This is a genomic window from Novosphingobium sp. B 225, from assembly GCF_002198665.1.
Lineage (GTDB): Bacteria > Pseudomonadota > Alphaproteobacteria > Sphingomonadales > Sphingomonadaceae > Novosphingobium.
In genome coordinates, this window is record NZ_MWLM01000024.1 from 34,248 (window position 1) to 52,948 (window position 18,701).

Annotated in this window: 17 protein-coding genes; 14 read left to right on the forward strand and 3 right to left on the reverse strand. The window is 66.8% G+C overall.

Annotated elements, in window-relative coordinates; translation table 11 throughout:
- Nucleotides 1-2: 2 nt before the first annotated feature.
- The 5 genes from MNBBLIKP_RS02825 to MNBBLIKP_RS02845 all read left to right on the forward strand — a co-directional run bounded on the left by MNBBLIKP_RS02825 (nt 3) and on the right by MNBBLIKP_RS02845 (nt 4,697).
- Nucleotides 3-1,937, forward strand: a complete 1,935-nt coding sequence (locus tag MNBBLIKP_RS02825) for an asparagine synthetase B family protein (protein WP_088307247.1) — start codon at nt 3-5, stop codon at nt 1,935-1,937.
- Nucleotides 1,938-2,448: 511 nt separating this feature from the next.
- A complete protein-coding gene (locus tag MNBBLIKP_RS02830) occupies nt 2,449-2,985 on the forward strand; it encodes a phage tail protein (RefSeq protein ID WP_088307249.1) in 537 nt (178 codons plus the stop codon).
- Between the two features lie 46 nt (nt 2,986-3,031).
- The gene (locus MNBBLIKP_RS02835) at nt 3,032-3,577 is read left to right on the forward strand and encodes a phage tail protein (RefSeq protein ID WP_088307251.1); all 546 of its coding nucleotides are present in this window, start codon (nt 3,032-3,034) and stop codon (nt 3,575-3,577) included.
- A gap of 18 nt (nt 3,578-3,595) precedes the next feature.
- Nucleotides 3,596-4,135 carry a phage tail protein gene (locus MNBBLIKP_RS02840; RefSeq protein WP_088307253.1) on the forward strand — a complete coding sequence of 180 codons (540 nt, stop codon included), beginning with the start codon at nt 3,596-3,598 and terminating at the stop codon, nt 4,133-4,135.
- 25 nt (nt 4,136-4,160) lie between these two features.
- The gene (locus tag MNBBLIKP_RS02845; RefSeq protein WP_088307255.1) at nt 4,161-4,697 is read left to right on the forward strand and encodes a GNAT family N-acetyltransferase; all 537 of its coding nucleotides are present in this window, start codon (nt 4,161-4,163) and stop codon (nt 4,695-4,697) included.
- Here the strand turns inward: MNBBLIKP_RS02845 and MNBBLIKP_RS02850 are convergent.
- On the reverse strand, nt 4,690-5,007 hold the full coding sequence (locus MNBBLIKP_RS02850; RefSeq protein WP_088307257.1) for a DUF6916 family protein: 318 nt from the start codon (nt 5,005-5,007) through the stop codon (nt 4,690-4,692). The two genes, MNBBLIKP_RS02845 and MNBBLIKP_RS02850, sit on opposite strands and share 8 nt — an antisense overlap.
- A 4-nt stretch (nt 5,008-5,011) precedes the next feature.
- On the opposite strand from MNBBLIKP_RS02850, the gene MNBBLIKP_RS02855 reads away from it, so the two are divergent.
- From MNBBLIKP_RS02855 to MNBBLIKP_RS02890, 8 genes are all read left to right on the forward strand, one after another.
- Nucleotides 5,012-6,238 carry a nucleotidyltransferase domain-containing protein gene (locus MNBBLIKP_RS02855; protein ID WP_217896644.1) on the forward strand — a complete coding sequence of 409 codons (1,227 nt, stop codon included), beginning with the start codon at nt 5,012-5,014 and terminating at the stop codon, nt 6,236-6,238.
- Nucleotides 6,235-6,948 carry a polysaccharide biosynthesis/export family protein gene (locus MNBBLIKP_RS02860; RefSeq protein WP_088307261.1) on the forward strand — a complete coding sequence of 238 codons (714 nt, stop codon included), beginning with the start codon at nt 6,235-6,237 and terminating at the stop codon, nt 6,946-6,948. The genes MNBBLIKP_RS02855 and MNBBLIKP_RS02860 overlap by 4 nt, the downstream gene beginning before the upstream one ends.
- A 140-nt stretch (nt 6,949-7,088) precedes the next feature.
- The gene (locus tag MNBBLIKP_RS02865; RefSeq protein WP_140420510.1) at nt 7,089-7,373 is read left to right on the forward strand and encodes a hypothetical protein; all 285 of its coding nucleotides are present in this window, start codon (nt 7,089-7,091) and stop codon (nt 7,371-7,373) included.
- A gap of 76 nt (nt 7,374-7,449) precedes the next feature.
- Entirely contained in the window at nt 7,450-8,760 is a 1,311-nt protein-coding gene (locus tag MNBBLIKP_RS02870; RefSeq protein ID WP_088307265.1) for an O-antigen ligase family protein, read from the forward strand.
- Between the two features lie 120 nt (nt 8,761-8,880).
- On the forward strand, nt 8,881-11,148 hold the full coding sequence (locus MNBBLIKP_RS02875) for a GumC family protein (RefSeq protein ID WP_088307267.1): 2,268 nt from the start codon (nt 8,881-8,883) through the stop codon (nt 11,146-11,148).
- The gene (locus tag MNBBLIKP_RS02880; protein ID WP_088307269.1) at nt 11,145-11,765 is read left to right on the forward strand and encodes a hypothetical protein; all 621 of its coding nucleotides are present in this window, start codon (nt 11,145-11,147) and stop codon (nt 11,763-11,765) included. The genes MNBBLIKP_RS02875 and MNBBLIKP_RS02880 overlap by 4 nt, the downstream gene beginning before the upstream one ends.
- Nucleotides 11,762-13,546 (forward strand): ABC transporter ATP-binding protein, encoded by a 1,785-nt coding sequence (locus tag MNBBLIKP_RS02885; protein WP_176399630.1) that lies wholly within the window; start codon nt 11,762-11,764, stop codon nt 13,544-13,546. The genes MNBBLIKP_RS02880 and MNBBLIKP_RS02885 overlap by 4 nt, the downstream gene beginning before the upstream one ends.
- Entirely contained in the window at nt 13,543-15,447 is a 1,905-nt protein-coding gene (locus MNBBLIKP_RS02890; RefSeq protein WP_088307273.1) for an acyltransferase family protein, read from the forward strand. The genes MNBBLIKP_RS02885 and MNBBLIKP_RS02890 overlap by 4 nt, the downstream gene beginning before the upstream one ends.
- 210 nt (nt 15,448-15,657) lie before the next feature.
- Here MNBBLIKP_RS02890 and MNBBLIKP_RS02895 read toward each other — a convergent pair whose 3' ends face one another.
- Entirely contained in the window at nt 15,658-16,611 is a 954-nt protein-coding gene (locus MNBBLIKP_RS02895; RefSeq protein ID WP_088307275.1) for a glycosyltransferase family A protein, read from the reverse strand.
- Nucleotides 16,612-16,688: 77 nt separating this feature from the next.
- Between MNBBLIKP_RS02895 and MNBBLIKP_RS02900 the strand changes: the two genes are divergently transcribed.
- Nucleotides 16,689-17,768 (forward strand): glycosyltransferase, encoded by a 1,080-nt coding sequence (locus MNBBLIKP_RS02900; RefSeq protein ID WP_088307277.1) that lies wholly within the window; start codon nt 16,689-16,691, stop codon nt 17,766-17,768.
- Here the strand turns inward: MNBBLIKP_RS02900 and MNBBLIKP_RS02905 are convergent.
- Nucleotides 17,744-18,701: glycosyltransferase family 4 protein (locus MNBBLIKP_RS02905; RefSeq protein ID WP_088307278.1), on the reverse strand; the 958-nt coding region annotated here is incomplete at its 5' end. The two genes, MNBBLIKP_RS02900 and MNBBLIKP_RS02905, sit on opposite strands and share 25 nt — an antisense overlap.

Sequence of the window (18,701 nt, forward strand, 5' to 3'; positions counted from 1 at the left end):
CGATGAGCGCAATTTTCGGTCTGGTGCGCCTGGGCGGCGCGGCGAGCGAAGCGGACCTGGCGCGGATGCAGCGCAGCCTGGTGCATCGCGGGCCTGACGGGCAGGCATCGCTTGCGCTTGGCCCGGTTGGGCTGGGGCACTGCCTGCTGCGGGTCAACCATGAGGACCGGCTGGAAGCGCAGCCCCTGCATGACCGCGACCTGGGGGTAACCCTGGTGGCTGACCTGCGGCTGGATAACCGCGAGGAGCTGGCGCAGGAACTGGGGATCACGCCAGACCGGCTTGGCGGCATGCCTGACAGTGCGGTCGTGCTTGAAGCCTGGCGGCGCTGGGGTCCGGATTGTCTGGACCGGTTGCTTGGCGATTTTGCCCTGGCCCTGTGGGATCACCGTGCGCAGCGGCTCCATCTTGCTCGCGACGGAATGGGGCAGCGCGGGCTCTACCTGCACCACGGCCCCGGGCTGATCGCCTTCGCCAGCGAAGCGAAAGCGCTGTGGACGGTCGAAGGCGTGCCGCGCCGCCTGAATGATGTGGGGCTGGCTAGCCGCTTGCTGGGCCCGGTCGATCCTGCGCCGGATGTAACCTTGTTTGAAGGGATCACAGTGCTGCCCGGTGGGCATCTGCATATCTATGACGCGGCTGGTCAGCTGGAAGTGACCCGGTTCTGGGAGCCCCGCGCCGATCCGCGCCACCTGGGGCAGGACGATGCCTATTACCTCAGCGCCTATCGCCAGGTGGTGAAAGAAGCGATTGCCTGCCGGGTGCGGCGGCTGGATCATCCCCCGATGCTGATGTTCAGCGGCGGGTTCGATAGCGGCACCATCGCGGCCATTGCCGCGCCCTATGCCGTGCGGCAGGGCAAGGCCGTGCTGGCGGTGGCCTCTGTCCTGCCAGAGGGCGAAGGGCGGCCCACGGCCGATGCCCGCCGCGCGGCCAGTGCGTTCCGGAACATGCCGGGGATCGATCTGCGCTGGTATGCCCGGCGTGATGAACATCACTTCATGCATCTGGAACAGGGCTTTGCCGAGCTCGATGATTGCCAGCCACACGATTACGTGCGTCGCAGCGCCTATGTCATGGGCCATGCGGCGGGGGCGCGGCTGGCGCTGGATGGGCACGGCGGGGACTATACGGTCAACCACCTGGAAGGCGGGCTGCTCGGCCAGATCCTGCTCAGCGGCGATTTGCGGCGCTTTGTGCGCGAACTGCGCGCGCGCCGGCGCCGGCACGGGCGGGGTCTGGTCTGGATTCTGACCTATGAAGTGGCGCGGCCACTGCTGCCTGTGGCGATGCTGCGGGCGGCACTGGCGCTGCGGCGCGGCTTGACCCCGTTATGGCAGCTGCGCTTTTCCCGCGACGATTTTGCCGCCCGAATGATCGCTGCGGGCCGGATCAATCCCCGCCGCTTGCGCGATCCCTATGTGGTGCATGGCCGCTGGGCGGGGCGCTGGCGGCATATGTTGCAGCGAATGGGCTGCGCGGCGCCGATGGTCAATAATCTGGCGGCGCAGGCCGGGCTGGATTTCAGCCGCCCGTATCATGATCGGCGGGTAGTGGAGCTGGGGCTGGCCATCCCCGAGCGGCTCTATCTGAAGGACGGGCTGGAACGCTGGCTGGCGCGCAATGCCCTGGCCGACGTGCTGCCGCAGCAGTTGATCGATTCGCCGCCAGGCAATGTTTCAGAACGGCCCGGCCTTTACGCGATGCTGGCGGGCTCGGCCCCCGCCGCGCTGGCAGAGTTGCAGACCGAGGGGCAGGGGGCACCGGCGGCGCGCGCGGTGGACTATGCCAAGCTGGAGCGTGCGTTGGCGAATCCGGGCGATGAAAATGCACCGACCACAAGCCAACTGGCGGTGATCCATGGGGCCACCGCGTTGGTAATCGCCAGATTTGTCAATTGGTTCGAGCGGCAGAACGCCCGCAATCAGGAACCGTAGGTGTAGGACCCTGATGAGCCATCGGCACCGGGAGTGACACTGGCACCGCGGGCATCGCCCAGGCTGGAAACGATCACCTCAGGCGAAGTCCAGGGGGCACGTGCGGGAGCCTGAAGCGCAGCATCAACCTGCGACAGAGCAGCACAATTCTGATCGTTCTGATTCATTTGAGCCCTGATCCTGTAGTTCGCCGCTGTCGGCAGACGGAGCACTGTTGCCAGAAAGTCCAGACGCTTGCAATCGGTTAGCTGTACTTTGCGTGGTGGATGTCACCATTTTGGCATCAACACCGCATCAATACCAATGAATGCCGTCTGCGGCGCTGCGGCATATCAATCAAAAAGCATGATTATTTCGTAAAATAGCGAAAATCTGCGCGGAAAGCGAAAGAATCTGGTGCAAATGGATGCGCAGTTGCTATCCTCCGTATCGATACCTACGGCGTGCAGGGGCTGGACAGCCAAAGGTCCAGCGGGCAAGCTTTGCTGCGTTGAATGAGGGAAAGCGGACGATGACGGATTTTTTTATTGGCCAGATCAGCATGTTCGCGTTCGACTTCCCGCCCCGATTCTGGGCGCAGTGCAATGGGCAGTTGTTGCCGATCGCCCAGAACCAGGCCTTGTTCTCGCTGCTGGGAACGCAGTACGGCGGTAATGGCACGACGAACTTTGCACTGCCGGATCTGCGCGGACGCACCCCGATTGGCTATGCCTCTTCCGTCAACCCCGCGTGGCAGCCGCCTGCGGTCCAGATCGGGCAGGCTTCGGGTCAGGAGAGTGTTACGCTGAGCGCCACGAACTCGCCGACTCACACCCATTCGCTCAACGCGACCACAACCGTCGCCAACAAGCGTGTGCCGACCGGCAAATTGTTCGGAACCGACAGTGCGAGCATTGCGGACTATTATGCCGTGCCAGGCACTAACACCACGCTCAATCCCAGTTCGGTCAGCTCGGTGGGCCAGGGTCAGGCGCACGCCAACATGCAGCCCTATTCCGTGATCAATTTTTGTGTCGCCATTTCGGGAATCTTCCCCTCGCGGAACTGATTGAACACCTTTCCCAAAGCTTGCGGCATCCCAAGGGGATAATACCATGTCCAGTCCATATATCGGTGAAATCAGGTTGTTCGGGGGGAATTTCAATCCCCGGGGTTGGATGCGCTGCTATGGCCAGTTGATTGCCATTGCGGACTACAACGCGCTGTTTGCCCTGATCGGGACCACCTATGGCGGGGATGGCATCACCACTTTTGGCTTGCCGGACCTGCGCGGGCGCATCCCGGTTCATCAGGGAACGGGACCCGGCCTTTCCAACCGCGTCATCGGAGAAAGGGCCGGCGTCGAAACGGTCACCCTGACCAGCAATCAGATTCCGCTGCACACGCACACACCTGTGGCGACCACGGCGGCAGGCAATGTTACCGTTCCCGGGCCGACGGTGATCCCGGCCAAACCGGTTGATACGATCTCCACGCCAACGCTGTATGTCGTTCCGGGCACCAGCACGGTTGTTCCCGGGGCCATGGCTGGCACCAGCATCAGCAGTGTTGGTCAGGGGCAGCCGCACGACAACATGATGCCCAACCAGACGTTGAACTATATCATCGCCGTGGAAGGCATCTTCCCTTCGCGTAACTAAGATCCGGAGCCTGGTATCATGACGCAACCATTCATTGGCGAAATCCAGATTTACGGATTCAATTTCAATCCGCGTGGCTGGGCATTCTGCAACGGCGCGACTCTGTCAATTGCACAGAACACCGCGCTCTTCTCGCTGTTGGGCACAACGTATGGCGGCAATGGAACGACTACGTTCATGCTGCCCAACCTGGCTTCGCGCGCGGTCAGAGGTGAAGGACAGGGGTCGGGGCTGAGCCAGTCCGTCCTTGGCCAGACCGGTGGCTCGACCACGGTGACCTTGACCACCAGCCAGATTCCGCCGCACACCCACACGCTCAGTTCGGCTACGCTGAACACGCCAAATCCGGCGCAGAACGTGGCGACCCCGGGGACCACGGCGATGTTCGGCCTGTCCGGCCCGAACAACACCTACAGCGATACGACCACCCCCAACACCACTTTCAACCAGGCCGCGCTGTCTTCTGTCTGGTCTGGGGGCGCGCATGAAAACATGCAGCCCTATCTGGGGGTGAATTTCTGCATCGCACTGCAGGGCATCTATCCTTCGCGCAACTGATCCAGATTACGGCTTGAAAACTTAGATGCGCAGTCCTCTGGTCCGAATTCCCGCCGCACTGGCTGCGGCGGGTATGCGTTTGCGGCCGGAAGAGCCTGCGGACGATCCGTTCCTGATCGAACTTTATGGCACCACCCGCGTGCGCGAGCTGGAACAGGTCCCGTATTGGAGCGACGAACAGAAACTTGCCTTCGTGCGGATGCAGTTCGATGCCCAGCGCCTGCATTACCAGACGGTGCTGAAGGACGTTTCGTTTGACGTGATCGAATGCGGCGGTGTGCCGATCGGGCGGCTCTATATGCAAGAGCTTGAGACGGCGCTGCATATCGTCGATATCGTCTTCGTGCCTGAGCAGCGCGGCCAGGGCATGGGCGCGGTCTTGCTGCAGGAACTGGCCGATAGCGCGGCCGAAGCTGGCAAAGTGCTGTCCATTTTTGTGGAATTCTACAACCCCGCGCGGCGCCTTTACGAACGGCTGGGGTTCGTCGCGGTCCGCGAAGAGCAGGGCATCTATATCGAGATGGAATTGCCGCTGCCGGCAGACCGCGCCAAAGTCAGTTGAACACAGCCTGATACGTGATCCCTTGCGCATCGCCGGCAATCGGGACGATGAACATTTCGAGAGCTCCCAGCGTTGCATTGTCCATGGCATAGTTGCCCTGCGGCAGGACACGCAGGTCAGGGCAAGCGAACACCAGTTCAAAGGGCGGGCGGCGATGCACTTCGGGATTGAAATGCTTGAGCAGTTCGGCCTCGGTCAGGGTCAGGTCAAAGCGTTCCTCACCCATGGGGATGGCAAACACTTCGCCCACGATCGGTTCGAACAGGTCAAAGGTCAGGTCGGTGGGGGCGGGTTCGCTTTGATTCGTCATGGGCGTGACCGTGGCTGAAGCGGCCCCCGCGATCAAGCAGACCTTGCCCACCACGCAAGAAAGCGGCGGATTGGCCGCGTTTGACATGGTCTGCGCCTGCCTTGCGCCGCAGCGCCCGGAACTGCCCGATCAGACCGGCCTTGACCTGGAGCTGCTGGCCCGCGTCGCCCGGCGGCATCAGGTTTCCGCACTGGTCGCGGCGCGGCTGGCCGAGCAGGGGCGCGAGGCTCCGCCACGGCTGGCCCGCCAGGCCCAGCACGCCCGCCAGCGCGCGATGCGCCAACTGGCCCTGTCGCTCGATCTGGCCGATGCGCTGAACGCGGCTGGGATCGCATTCGCGTTCCTCAAAGGACTGACCCTGTCCCAGCGCGCGTTCGGTTCGCCGCTGCTGCGTTCGGCGGTGGATATCGATCTGCTGGTGCCGCGCGGTGCGGTGGCGCAGGCCTGGCAGGTGCTGGACCGGCTGGGGCTGGCCCGGATCACCCCCGCCGCGGACCTCGGCGGAGCCCGGCTCGCGCTCTATTGCCGGGCCAGCAAGGACAGCATCCACAGCCATCCGGCCAGCGGCATCACGGTGGAACTGCATTGGCGGATGAGCGACGAACTGGCCCGCCCGGAACTTCCCCCCGCCGCAGAGCTGGGCCTGACCGAGCTGTCTCCCGGCCGCGCGGTGCCCGTGCTGGACGATTGCGCGCAGTTCCTGCTGCTATGCACCCACGGCGCGGCGCATGGCTGGGCGCGGCTGAAGTGGCTGGCCGATGTGGCCGCACTGCTCCACCGCAGTGCGGATGGCGGCGCAGCGCTGTGGCACCATGCCCGCGCGCAGGGCGCCGCGATTCCCGCCGCTTCCGCGATCCTGCTGGGTCAGGAGCTGTTCGGCCTGACCCCGCCGCCGGGCTTCACGCCGCCGCGCGGGCTGCGGCTGGGCCTGCTGTTGCGCCTGTCGCGCACCATGCTGCGCGCCGGGCAGGGCGCGCAAGAGCTGGAGGCGACGCGCTGGCGCGGCTGGGCGGAAATGCTGGCCAAGGCGCTGGTCGTAACGGGCGTGCGCGGGCCGATCGCGGTGCTGCGGCGGCTGGCGCTGTCGGGCGAGGATGTGGCCTCCACGGCTTTGCCGCCCACATTGTTCTGGCTCTACCCGGTGCTGCGCGTGCCCTTGCTGGTGCGCCGCCGTTTGACCCGCGCGCAGCGGTTGCGCCGCAGCGGGGGAGAGGATAACAACCCGGCATGATCCCCGCAGCAATCGTATCGCCGCCCCGCTGGCGCAGTCTGGCCGCCATCCTGCTGGCGTTGGCGCTGGCTGCCTGCGCAACGCGCGGCGGAGACATCCCCTATGATCCGGCCGGCTTTGTCGCGCCCGATCCGCTGGCGGACAAGATCCCAAAATTGCCGCCGGTGCTGGCCCCCGGCGATGTGATCACGATCAAGGTCTACAACGTGGAAAGCCTGTCGGGCGATCAGGCGATTGACGTGGCCGGACGAATCAAGGTGCCGCTGATCGGCAATGTTGCGGCCGCGGGCAAGACGACCGATCAGCTGGGGCAGGAAGTGGCCGCAGCGCTGGGTGAGCGTTATCTGCAAGCGCCCGATGTGCAGGTTCTGCTCAAGGCGCCGATGCTGCGGGTGGTGACGGTAGATGGATCGGTCAGCCAGCCGGGGCTCTATCCGGTGGCGGGGCAGACCTCGTTGCTCCAGACCATCGCCATGGCGCGCGGCACGGCGGATGGGGCCAATACCCACCGTGTGGTGGTGTTTCGCACGATCAAGGGCCAGCGCATGGCCGCCAGCTTTGATCTGAATTCGATTCGTGATGGCAAAATGGCCGATCCGGCAATCTATCCGGACGATATTGTGGTGGTCGATGGATCGGCGCTGAGTTCGACCTGGAAGTTGCTGCTGCAATCGCTGCCAGTCGTGGCGTTGTTCAGGCCGTTCGGATAGGATTTGCAACCGGGCAAGGGCCGTGTTACCCAAGGCTGGTAACGGGGCCTGCGTCCCGAGCTAGGGGAATTACCGCGATGCGCAAGGCGATTACTGCTCTGGTGCTGGGAACTGCCGTTCTTGGTCAATCGGTTATTGCAATGGCTGCTACTGCCAAACCGGCTGGTCCGGTCGCTGCTGTGGCCGGTCGAATCAACAACCGGGCGGTGCTTTCGGTTGCTGCGGCGCAGGGTGCGGCTGATGCCTGCGTCCCCAAGAACGCTGAAGACAAGAGCTGCGAAGGCAACAACGGCGGCGGCAACAACAACAACGGTGGCGGCGGCGGCGGTACGCTGCCGATCGTGCTGGTTGGCGTTGGTGTGATCGCCGGTGTCGGCGCTGCAGCCGGTGGCGGCGGCGGCGGTAGTGGTCCTGCCAGCCCGTAACCGACTGGTTCCGGCGAATCGCCTGATTCGCTGTTTCAAACACATATTCTGATCCTCCCGCTGCGATGGTGGTGCGGTGTCCCAACGCGTGCTGCGTGATTACCTGCTGCCAGCCTTGATGCTTGCCGGGCTGGTGCTCGGCGGATCGAGTTCGGGCGGTTATTGGGCCAATATGGTGCTGCAACTGCTGGCGCTTGCCGCACTTGCCGCCCTGCTGATCCAGGCGCGCGCCCTGGCGTTGTCCCGCCCCCTGCTGTTGATCGCCGGGGCAATCATCCTGTTGCCGGTCTTGCAACTGCTGCCATTGCCGCCTGCACTTTGGACGGCACTGCCGGGGCGGGCGGAGATTGCGCAAGGGTTCGATCTGGCTGGCATGCCAAAGCCATGGCTGCCGCTATCACTGGATGGCGATGCCACGCTGACGGCGCTGACCGCGCTGTTCCCACCGCTGGCTGTACTGCTTGTGGCAGCGCAGGCATCGCCGCGGGGCAGGCAGCTGGCGCTGCTGAGCGTGCTGGGGGTTGCGCTGGTTTCGGTCGGTCTGGGGCTGCTCCAGCGTCTGTCCGGCAATGGCGCGGCCTTGCAGCCGTATGAACTGACCAACCCCGGCATGGCGACCGGGCTGTTCGCCAACCGCAACCACTTTGCCACTTTGCTGCTGGCCGCGATCCCTTGCGCTGCGCTGGCCATACCGCTGCGAGCGGCGCTGCTGCCTGTCTGCGCCGGACTGGCGGGGGGCGTCCTGCTGACGGGATCGGATGCGGGGGCTCTGCTGGTGCTGCCCATGCTTGCGGTCAGTCTGCTTTATGTTCGCCCGCTGTGGCCGCTGGGCCGGGGTGTGCTTATGACCGGGGTGGTGCTGGCTACCGTGGTCGCGGGGCTGTTGGGCTTGTGGCAACTGCAACGCAGCCTGGCAGAACCGCCAGCTGGCGGCGCGGAACAGCACCGCCCGGCGATGATTGCCACAACCCTGACCGCAGCCCGCGATTACCTGCCGCTGGGTTCGGGCGCCGGATCATTCCAGCGGATCTACCCGCGTTATGAAGACCCCGCCCGGGCCGATCCCGAATACCGCAATCATGCCCACAGCGATTATGCGGAAGTGGCGCTGGAATACGGCTTACCAGGGCTGGTGATCGCCATTGCCGTGCTGGCCTGGTGGGGCAGCGGCTTGCTGCACGCCGGCGGCGGTGCGGCGCGGGCTGGCGGGGCGGCGCTGGGCGTGATCCTGCTGCATAGCGCGGTAGATTACCCGCTGCGCACGGCTGCCATGGCGATGCTGGCGGCGCTGGCGACAGTGCTGCTGGACCGCGCGGCAGAGCCGGACCAACCTGATTCCACCCCCGCGCGGGATCAGGGGCGCGATGCGCTGCGCATATCGCTCTGACCGGGCCGGGATTGCGGCTTTACCTTGCCCGCGAAGCCTGCCATTCGATGGGCTGATTTCTCCGCTCGCGCCCGCAATCGGGACGCTGTGGAGCGGCAATATTAGCGGAGCATCAAGCAGGTGAGCGAAACGGGAGAGGACGGCGCATCGGGTCAGGGTGGCTCGCGCAGGTTGCTCGGGCTGTCTTTCGCCCCGCGCGAAGCGGTGGCCATGCCTGATGTGCCGGTGACCAAGCGGTTGGTCGATATCGATCAGGCCTTGCGGGTCGTGCTGCGGCATCGCTGGCTGGTGCTGGGCGTGGTCGGGGCCGTGTTGCTTGCGGCGCTGATTGTTACTCTGGCGGCAACGCGCGAATATCGTGCCTCTACAACGGTGCAGATCAATGCCCAGCCGACCCAGATCCTGGGCAGCCGCACCCAGCCGGTGCAGCGGTTCCGCAACGATGACCAGTATTTGCAGACCCAGTTCGGAATCCTGCGCAGCCGCTCGCTCGCCGCGCGGGTCGCGCGCAATCAAAAGCTGGCGGACGATTCCGGCTTTGTTGGACAAGGCGGCGCGCGCGAACAGCGGGAACTGGCCGCCACGTTCAAGTTGATGGCCAATCTGGAAGTGGTGCCACTGCGGGGCAGCGACCTCGTCACCCTGGCCTATACCGATCCCGATCCGGCGCGGGCGGCGCGGATTACCAATGCCTTTGCCAGCGGCTTTGTCGAAACCACCACCGAAAACCGCTACAACACCACCAATTACGCCCGGACCTTTCTGCAGGATCGATTGGCCGCCGCGCGGGAAAAGCTGGAAAACAGCGAGCGCGCTCTGGTGCTCTATGCCCAGCATCAGGGCATCGTTGCGCTGGAAAGCGGCGGGAGCGGCCGCAGCGGGCGCGATGGCCCAAGTTCGGCCACGGGCGATTCGCTGTCCAGCCAGACCTTGATCACGCTCAACACGGCGCTGTCTGAAGCCATGGCCGATCGGATTGCGGCGGAACAGAGCTATCGTCAGGCGGCGGGGCCGGGCAATGCCGGGCAGCTTGCAGGCGATCCGGCGATGCAGGCGTTGCGCGCCGAGCGCGCGCGGCTGGAGGCGGAGTACCGGGAAAAGCTGGGGACCTTCAAGCCGGACTATCCGGACATGCTGGCCCTGCGCGGGCGGATTGCGCAGATCGAAACGTCGCTTGCGCGCGAAGCTGGAACGCTCAATGCCGCGCTGCGCAGCAAGTACCAGGCCGCAGCCGGGCGCGAGAATGAGCTGCGGGCCAAGGTTTCCTCGCTGCGCGCCGATGTGCTGGACCTGCGCAATCGCGGGATCGGCTACAACTTCCTCCAGCGCGAAGTTGATACCAACCGCGAACTTTATGATGCGCTGCTGCAGCGCTTCAAGGAAATCGGGGTAGTGGGCGAACTCGGCGAAAGTCAGGCCACGGTGATCGATACTGCCCTGGCGCCCAAAGCGCCGTTCCGCCCGCAGCCGCTGCGCAACCTGGGGATCGGGCTGGTGATTGGCCTGCTCGCCGGGCTGGGGCTCGCCTTCCTGATCGAATTCATCGACGATACGGTCAAGACGCCCGAGGATATTGGCGAAATGCTCAAGCTCCCGGCGCTGGGCGTGGTCCCGCGGGTCACGCGCGGATCGACCCTGGCGGAGGAACTGGAGGACGCGAAGTCTCCGGTCACCGAAGGCTATCATTCGATCATGACCGCGCTGCGCTTTGTCGGCGAAGGCGGGTTGCCGCGTTCGGTGCTGGTCACCAGTTCCCGCCCGAGCGAGGGCAAGTCCAGCTCGGCCCTGGCCCTGTCGCAGAACCTGGCGCGGATCGGGCTGCGGGTGCTGCTGATCGATGCCGATATGCGCAACCCTTCGTTCCATTCGGCCAGTGGTGATTCGATCGGGCTCAGCGGGCTGCTCGGCACTTCGGAAGGGCTGGCGGAGCAAGTGGTGCCGACCAAGCTCAAGAACATGGCGCTGCTGCCCGCCGGGCCGATCCCGCCCGCTCCGGCGCAATTGCTGGCCACGGTGCGGATCCACGAATTGCTGGCCGAAGCAGAGCGGCTGTACGACGTGGTGATCGTCGATGCCCCGCCGGTGCTGGGGCTGGCCGACGCTCCCGTGCTCAGCTCGATCTGCGCGGCGACCCTGCTGGTGGTCGAAGCCAGTTCGACGCGGCGGTCGGCAGTGCAGGGCACGGTTCGCCGCCTGCAAGCCGCCAACGCGCGACTGGTGGGCGCAGTGCTGACCAAGTTCCAGCTCAAATCCGGGGCGGATAACGAACATTATGGCTATGGCTATGGCTATGGCCCGGAACATGACGCTGCGGGCAAGGGCCTGTTCGGCGGGCTCGGCCGCAAGGGACGGCGGGACGGGCCGAAGACGCTGGACGTCAGCGCGTGAGCCACGCGCAGCGGCGGACCCGCGCCATGCTCAGGTTAAGCCTGGGGCTGGCGCTGTTGCTGCTCTGCGCCGCGCTGGTGCTGCGTGAAGGGCTGGTCCGCCATGCCGAAGCCAGCCGCCCCGATCTTGCCGCGCGGCTCTGGCCGGCCAGCGGCAATGCACTGGCGCTGCTGGCGCTTGAGCGTGCGCGGCAATCCGAAGGGATGGCCGATGCCGCAGGACAGCGCCTGATCGCGCAGGCCATGGCGCGCATTCCGGCGGCCGGACTGCCGCTGGCTCTGGCCGGGCTTGATGCCAGCGCACGCGGTGATCTGCCGCGCGCCACCGCATTGATGGAAGCGGCCCGGCACCGTTCGCCCCGGCTTGCGCTGGTGCGGGGCTGGCTGATCAATGAATATGCCCGGACCGGCCGCTATGATGCGGTCATGGCCGAAGCGGGGCCGGTGATGCGGCTGTCGGTTGATAGCCGTCCGCAGGTCTATGCCCTGATCGCCGCGATTGCGGCCCGGCCAGATGGCAAGGCAGCGGTGGCTGGCGCGCTGGCCGCCGATCCGGACTGGCGCCTCCCCTATCAGCAATGGCTTGCGGCACAGGGACCCGCCGCAGCACAGCAATGACGGCGCCGGTGATGACCCCGCTGGCCGCAGCCCGGCTGATCTATCGCCAGCTTGGCGCACGGCGGCAACGGCAATTGCTGCTGACTCTGGTCTTGATGGTCGCAGGCGCGCTGACTGAAACCCTGACGGTCGGCGCGGTTCTGCCGTTTCTGGCGATCGTGGCCCCGGGCGCGGGCAGCGGGCGCTATGCCTGGCTGGTTGGCCCGGTGGAGCAATTGGGCGCGCTGCTTGGCGTGGCCCCGGTTGCCGCCGCAGCCGGCCTGTTGATTGCCATTGCGGTAGTGGCGGCGGTGATCCGGCTCGTGCTGCTGTGGGTCAGCCAGCACTATGTCTTTGCCGTGGCGCATGACCTTTCGCTGGGCGTCTATGGCCGGGTGCTGCACCGCCCCTATGCCCGTCACGTCATGCACAACAGCTCTGAAACGCTGGCGGCGATGGAAAAGGTCCAGTTTGTGCTGGGCAATGTCCTGCTGCCGGCCATGGCCGGGCTGACCGCGCTGGTCGTAGCCCTGTTTATCCTGAGCGCGCTGATGGCGATCGATGCCAGCACATCGCTGATCGCGGCGGCCTGTTTCGGCGTGCTCTATGCATTGGTCAGCCGTTTCACCCGCAAGCGGCTCTATGCCAACAGCGATGTGATTTCGGGCGCGCTGAAGCAGCGGGTGCAAGTGCTGCAAGAAGGTCTTGGCGGGATTCGCGATGTACTGCTCGATCGGTCGCAGCCGGTGTTTCTGGCGAAATTCGGCGCGGTTGACGATGCCTATCGCCAGGCCCAGGCCGCCAACCAGTTCATCGCCGCCGCGCCGCGCCATGTGGTTGAGGCGGCGGGAGTGGTGCTGATCGCGGTGATCGCGGTCTATGTCTCGGGCCGTCCGGGCGGCATGGCCGGAGCCTTGCCGATGCTGGGCGCGCTGGCAGTAGGGGCCCAGCGCTTGCTGCCGCAGATTCAGCAGGCCTATTTCAGCTGGTCGCAGATCCACGGCCACCGCGCAGCGCTGATCGATGTGGCGCTGCTGATGGAGGAACCCTTTCCCGATGTTCCAGCCCTGCCTCCGGTCACACCGGGCGGCGGCGGCAGCATCGCTTTTCGGCAGGTCAGCTTCGCCTATCCCGGGCACCGCGCCGCAGCGCTCAAGCAAATCGACCTGACGATCGAACCGGGCGCGCGGATCGGGCTGGTCGGGCGTTCGGGCAGCGGCAAAAGCACTTTTGTGGACCTGTTGATGGGCTTGCTCGATCCGGGCGAAGGGGAATTGCAGATCGACGGGCAGCGGTTGGACGAAGCGGGCAAGGCCGCCTGGCAGGCGCAAGTCGCGCATGTTCCGCAGGCGATCTTCCTGGCCGACGGCAGCATCGCCGCCAATATCGCGTTCGGCCGAGCGAGCGGTGAGATCGACATGGAGCGCGTGCGCGAAGCTGCGCGACTGGCCGAACTGGATGAATTCATTGCCGCCTTGCCCGAAGGGTATGACACCACCGTGGGCGAACGCGGGGTGCGGCTGTCGGGCGGCCAGCGCCAGCGCATCGGGATTGCCCGCGCGCTCTACAAGCAGGCCAGCGTGCTGGTGCTGGACGAAGCGACCAGCGCGCTGGACGATGCGACCGAGGCCGCGGTGATGCAATCGGTGTCGCGCCTGCCGCGCGCGCTGACTCTGGTGATCGTGGCCCACCGGCTGACCACGCTGCATCTGTGTGACCGGATCGTGCGGCTGGATGGCGGACGGATCGCGGGGACTGGCACTTATGCCGAATTGATCGGCACGGCGCAGGATCGGGCATGAGCGCGGTGCCAGCGCTGCGGCCGGATATCCAGGCCCTGCGTGGCTACGCGGTAGGAGTGGTGATCCTTTATCACGCCGGGCTGGGGCTGGCCCCCGGCGGCTTCCTGGGTGTGGACCTGTTCTTCGTGGTCTCGGGCTTCCTGATTGGCGGGCATGTGCTGCGCGCGCTGGATGGGGGGACATTCTCGTTCAGGGAGTTCTATTTGCGCCGGATTCGCCGGCTGGCCCCGGCGGCCTATGCCGTGCTGCTGGCCTGCGTGATCGCCGCCGCGCTGCTGCTGACGCCCGATGCCCATGCGCGCTTTACCCAGCAGGCGCTGGGGGCGCTGGCCTATGCCACCAATGTGGTGCTGTGGCAGCAGATCAACTATTTCAACAATGCCGCGGCGAGCGAGCCCTTGCTGCACATGTGGTCGCTGGGGATTGAAGAGCAGTTCTATTTGCTGCTGCCACTTGCGCTGTGGCTGCTGCCGCGCCGGGTGCGCTGGCCGGTTCTGGCCTTGGTCACGCTGGGCAGCCTCGCGGGCTATCTGGCGCTCTATCCGCGCAGCCCGGGGGCGGCGTTCTATCTGTTGCCGACGCGGGCCTGGGAACTGGGGCTGGGGGTGATCGCGGCGCTGCTGGCCGACCGGCCGGGGGTGAGGCAATTCGCCGCGAAGCTGGCGCTGCCCGCGCTGATGCTGGTGCTGGTCCCGGTGCTGTTCACGCTGCCCCTGCCTCAGCACCTGCTAGCGCTGCCGGCCTGCCTTGGCACCATGGCGCTGATCCTGGCGGAACTGCCGGGGCGGCCATGGCTGACGCCGCTGGTGCGGATCGGTGATGCTTCCTATGCGCTCTATCTGGTGCATTGGCCGCTGTTCGCCTTTGCCCATGTGCTGCTGCTGGGTGCGCCGCTGCCGGTGCCCACAGCCTTGGCGCTGGTTGCACTGTCGGGCGTGCTGGGCTGGCTGCTGCACCGCTGGATCGAACTGCCGGGCCGGTTCGCGCCGCTCGCCCCGCGCCGGGTGTTGCTGCTCTATCTGGCGGCCACGCTGCTGCTGGCGGGCGCAGCGCTGGGCGGGGCGGCGCTGGTGCGCGAACGTGGGCCGGGGATCGATCTGTCCGGCGTGACCGGGCTGGACCTGCCCGGCTGCGATGCCGCTGCGACGCGGTTTGACGGGCGCTGCGCCACGTCGCCCGCGCCGCAAGTGCTGGTCTGGGGCGATTCCTTTTCGCAGCAACTGATCCCGGCATTGACCGCGACTGGCCCTGTCGCATTGGCGCAGGCCAGCAAGGGCCAGTGCGCGCCGCTGCTGGGGCTGGCCCCGGTGGACCGCGATGCGACGCAGGACTTTGCGCGGGGCTGCCTGCAATTCAACGCCAACGTGATCGAATACTTGCGCCACAGCCCCGGCGTGCGGGTGGTGGTGCTGTCGGGCTATTATCAGCGCTATGCCCAGCCGGGGACCCTGGCGCTGCATGCCGATGGCCGCCTGCGGCAGGCCGAATTGGCCGGACTGATCGCGGCGCAGCGGGCCACGGCTGATGCTGTGCGGGCGCTGGGAAAGCGGGTGGTGCTGGTGACCGGGCCAGTCCAGGCCGGGTTCGATCCGGGGCAATGCTGGGCGCGGCGGGACCTCGGCCTGCCTTCGCTCGCCTCCGCTGCCGATTGTGCGATCACCGGGCCGGGTGCGGCCCCTGCTGCCGTGTGGAGCGAGGTGCTGTTCGCGCGCTTTGCTGCCGAGGCCGATATGCCCGTGCTGCGGCTGGACCGCCTGCTCTGCCCCGATCCGGCGCGCTGCGAAACCCGGCGCGGCGGCACGGCGCTGTACCGTGATGCCAATCATCTGGGGCTGGACGGAAGTCGGTTGGTCGGGCGCGAATTTGGCCTGTTGCAGCGGGCCGAAGCCATGGCTCGCTAGCGCGTCCCGCCGCGCCACAAGGCATTTTCCTACACGCCGCGAATCTGGCATACCCCGAACGGCTCTTTGACATTGTCGGTTCCGGCCCCTGGGGCCGCAAGTTTTGTGGGTAAGGCCAGTCTGCACCGAAAAACGTTCAAAAAGTGCAGATGTGTCACTTTATTTGCGATAAAACATTGAAATATCGAGATTAATGACCCGGACAGGGTGTCACCTTGTTGTCCGGCCTGTCCGCCCGGCCCGGCGCGCACTCCAGAGGCGGGAGAGCAGGCGTAGCACGGGGGCGGGGACCATGCTGGCAAACCGGTAGAGCCACCAGTTGCCGCCGCGTGCGCTGCTGCCGGAAAGCAGGGCCCGCGCGGCGCGGGGGTGGGCGTTGTAGATCAGCTGGCGGGCAAACCGGCGGCGCAGGCCGTCGCCATAGGCTGCCAATGCCGCATGGCGCGCGGCATGGCGCGGATCGGCCAGCAAGGTGTCGATCGTGGCGAAGACCGGGGATGGCGGGGGTGAGCGCCGCTGCAGGGCGGCCTGCTCGCGGTCCATGATCCCGCCATTGTCGCGGCGGTACAGTGCGGTGACCGCCGGGTTGACGGCAAAGGGGCCGGTCAGGGCCAGGCGGATCCACAGGTCGGTATCCTCACCGACCGGAAAGGCGGCAAACCCGCCGCTGGCGATCAGGCCCTCCCGCCGCGCGGCGACGGCGGAGGTCCAGATCAGGTCGGCCTCGGCTGCGTGGTAATAGTCGATCAGACGGCCCGGAGCTGGCCCGACGGGAGAAAGACGGGGGGGCGTGCCGGTGAAGGTCTGAAAGCCGGTGGCGACCAGCGGGGCCTGTGGGAACTCCGCGACCGTGCGGGTCAGGGCGGCAAGGTGGCCTTCGGTCCAGAGGTCATCGGCGTCAAGGAACGCGATCCAGGGGTGCCGCGCCTCGGCAATGCCGCGGTTGCGGGCCGGGCCGGGGCCGGGTTCGGGTTCGCTGAGCAGCCGGATCAGCGGGCTGTCCAGCTGGCGGACCAGATCGGGCCCGCCGTCGGTCGAATTGTTGTCGATCACCAGCACCTCGCGCGGGGGCAGGGTCTGGGCCAGGACAGAGGCAAGGGTTGCGGCCACATGCTCGCGCTTGTTGTGAAGCGGGATCACCACCGTGAAATCAAGCGGTTCCATCGGGGCAGCGGCGGTCCTTTGGGTGGGGGGCGAATTAGGTGTTACAGTCTTGGCGCGCTGCTGGCAAAGGGTGGCGGATGGATAGCGGGGCAGAGATGGAGTGCGCGGGGCATTTGCTGTTGCTGACCACCGATGACGGCCACAGCCCCGGCGGCGGGCGCGAGCTGCTGTCGCGGTTGCTGCACGGGGTGCTGGGCGAACTGCATGGCGCGGTCAGCGTGCTGCGGCTGACCGGACGGAGCAGCGCGCTGGGCGGCCTGCGCGGCCAGCTCCACGCTCTTGACGGCGCGGCGGGAAAGGAACTGGCGGTGCGGCTGGCGGACGAGACGCTGACCGGGGTGTTCCTTGACGGATCGAACCTGGGCGCGGCGGCGCAGATGGTGCGGAAGATCAGGCCGGACTTGCCGGTGATGACTTTCTTCCACAACTGCGAGACCCGCTTCTTCGCCGATGCCCTGCGCGCCGCCCCGGGCCCGCGCGCGCTGGCGGTGCTGGCGGGGCATTGGCAGGCCGAACGGCTGGCGCTGCGCCACAGCACTTGCCGGATCGCGCTGAGCCAGCGTGACAGTGCAGAGCTGGCTCGCCGCTTTGGCCGGGGCGCCGATGCGGTGCTGCCGATGGCGTTGGAGGACCGGCGTGATCCGGCGGCGGTTCCGCTGACGCGGGCCGGGCCCTTCGCGCTGTTCGTTGGCGGCGGGTTCTATGGCAACCTTGACGGGCTGCGCTGGTACGCCCGCGAAGTGGCACCCCGGCTGGCGATCCCGACGCTGGTGGTCGGGCGCGGGCTGGATGGGCTGGCGGGGGACTTGCCGGCGAGCATGGAGCTGGTCGGCCCGGTGGATGATCTGTCGCCGTGGTACGCCGGAGCCGCCCTGGTGGTAGCCCCGATCCGCGCCGGGTCGGGGATGAAGACCAAGCTGGCCGAGGCTTTGATGCACGGCAAGCGCGTGGTCGGGACGGCGGAGGCTTTCTCTGGCTATGGCGCAGAAGTGCTGGCGGCGAACCGGTGCGAGGATGATCCGGCGCGCTTTGCCGCGGCGATGGCGGACTTGCTGGCCGAGGCGGGGCCTGCCTTCGATCCGGCGCTGCGGGGGCTGTACGATCGGTTCCACTCCCGCGCGGCGCTGCGCGATCAGCTGGCCCGGATGCTGCGGTAAAGCACCGCAAGCTGATCGGCCAGCACGGCGAAGTCAAAGCGCGGGAGCAGGGCCTGGCCCCGCTCCACCAGCCGCGCGGCAAGGGCGGGGTCGGACCACAGCGCCTCGATCGCGGCGGCGGTGGCGGGGGCATCGCCAAGCGGAAAGAACTGTGCCGCATCGCCGGCCAGTTCGCGGAACACCGGGGTGTCGCTGGCGGCCACGGGGCGCCCGGCGGCCATGGCCTCGACCATGGGGATCCCGAAGCCTTCATAGGCCGAAGGAAAGACCATGGCGCGGCTGGCGTGGTACAGGGCGAGCAGATCGGCATGGCTGACCCCGTGCAGCACCCGAACCAGATCGCCCAGACCGTGCCGGGCAATCGCGGCGGCCAGCTCCTCCTCGGCCCCGCCGGGGTTGCCGACCACGACCAGCGGGCGATCCAGCCCCTGGGCGCGGAGCAGGGCCAAAGCCTCGACCAGCTGGGGCAGGTTCTTGCGCCGCTCGATATGCCCGACGGCGAGCAGGAACTGTTCGGGCAGGCGCCAGCGGTTGAGCGTGTCTGCCAGAACTTCGGGCGCGGGGGCGGCGAAGTCGGCGGGGATCACGCCGTTGTAAAGCCGCTCCACCCGCGCGCCGGGGTGGAACGCCGCCAGTTCCGCCGCGACCGTGTCCGACACGGCAAGAGTCCAGGCGGCGCGGCTGAGCGCACGGTGGAGCACGGGGCGAGCGACCAGTCGTTCGGCCAGCGGGGCATCCGGGCGGACCGGGCGAAGATCATGAATGGTGAGCAGCGTCGGGCAATCCGGCGCGATCACGGCGGGGAGGTGGAAAGCTTCGAACAGGTCCAGCCGGTCCGCGCGCAGGGCCTTGTTCCAGTAGCCCCGCCCGGCGAGCAGCCGCGCCACACGGCCTTCGCTGGGGATCGGGGTGGGGCGGGCCTCGACATTGGGG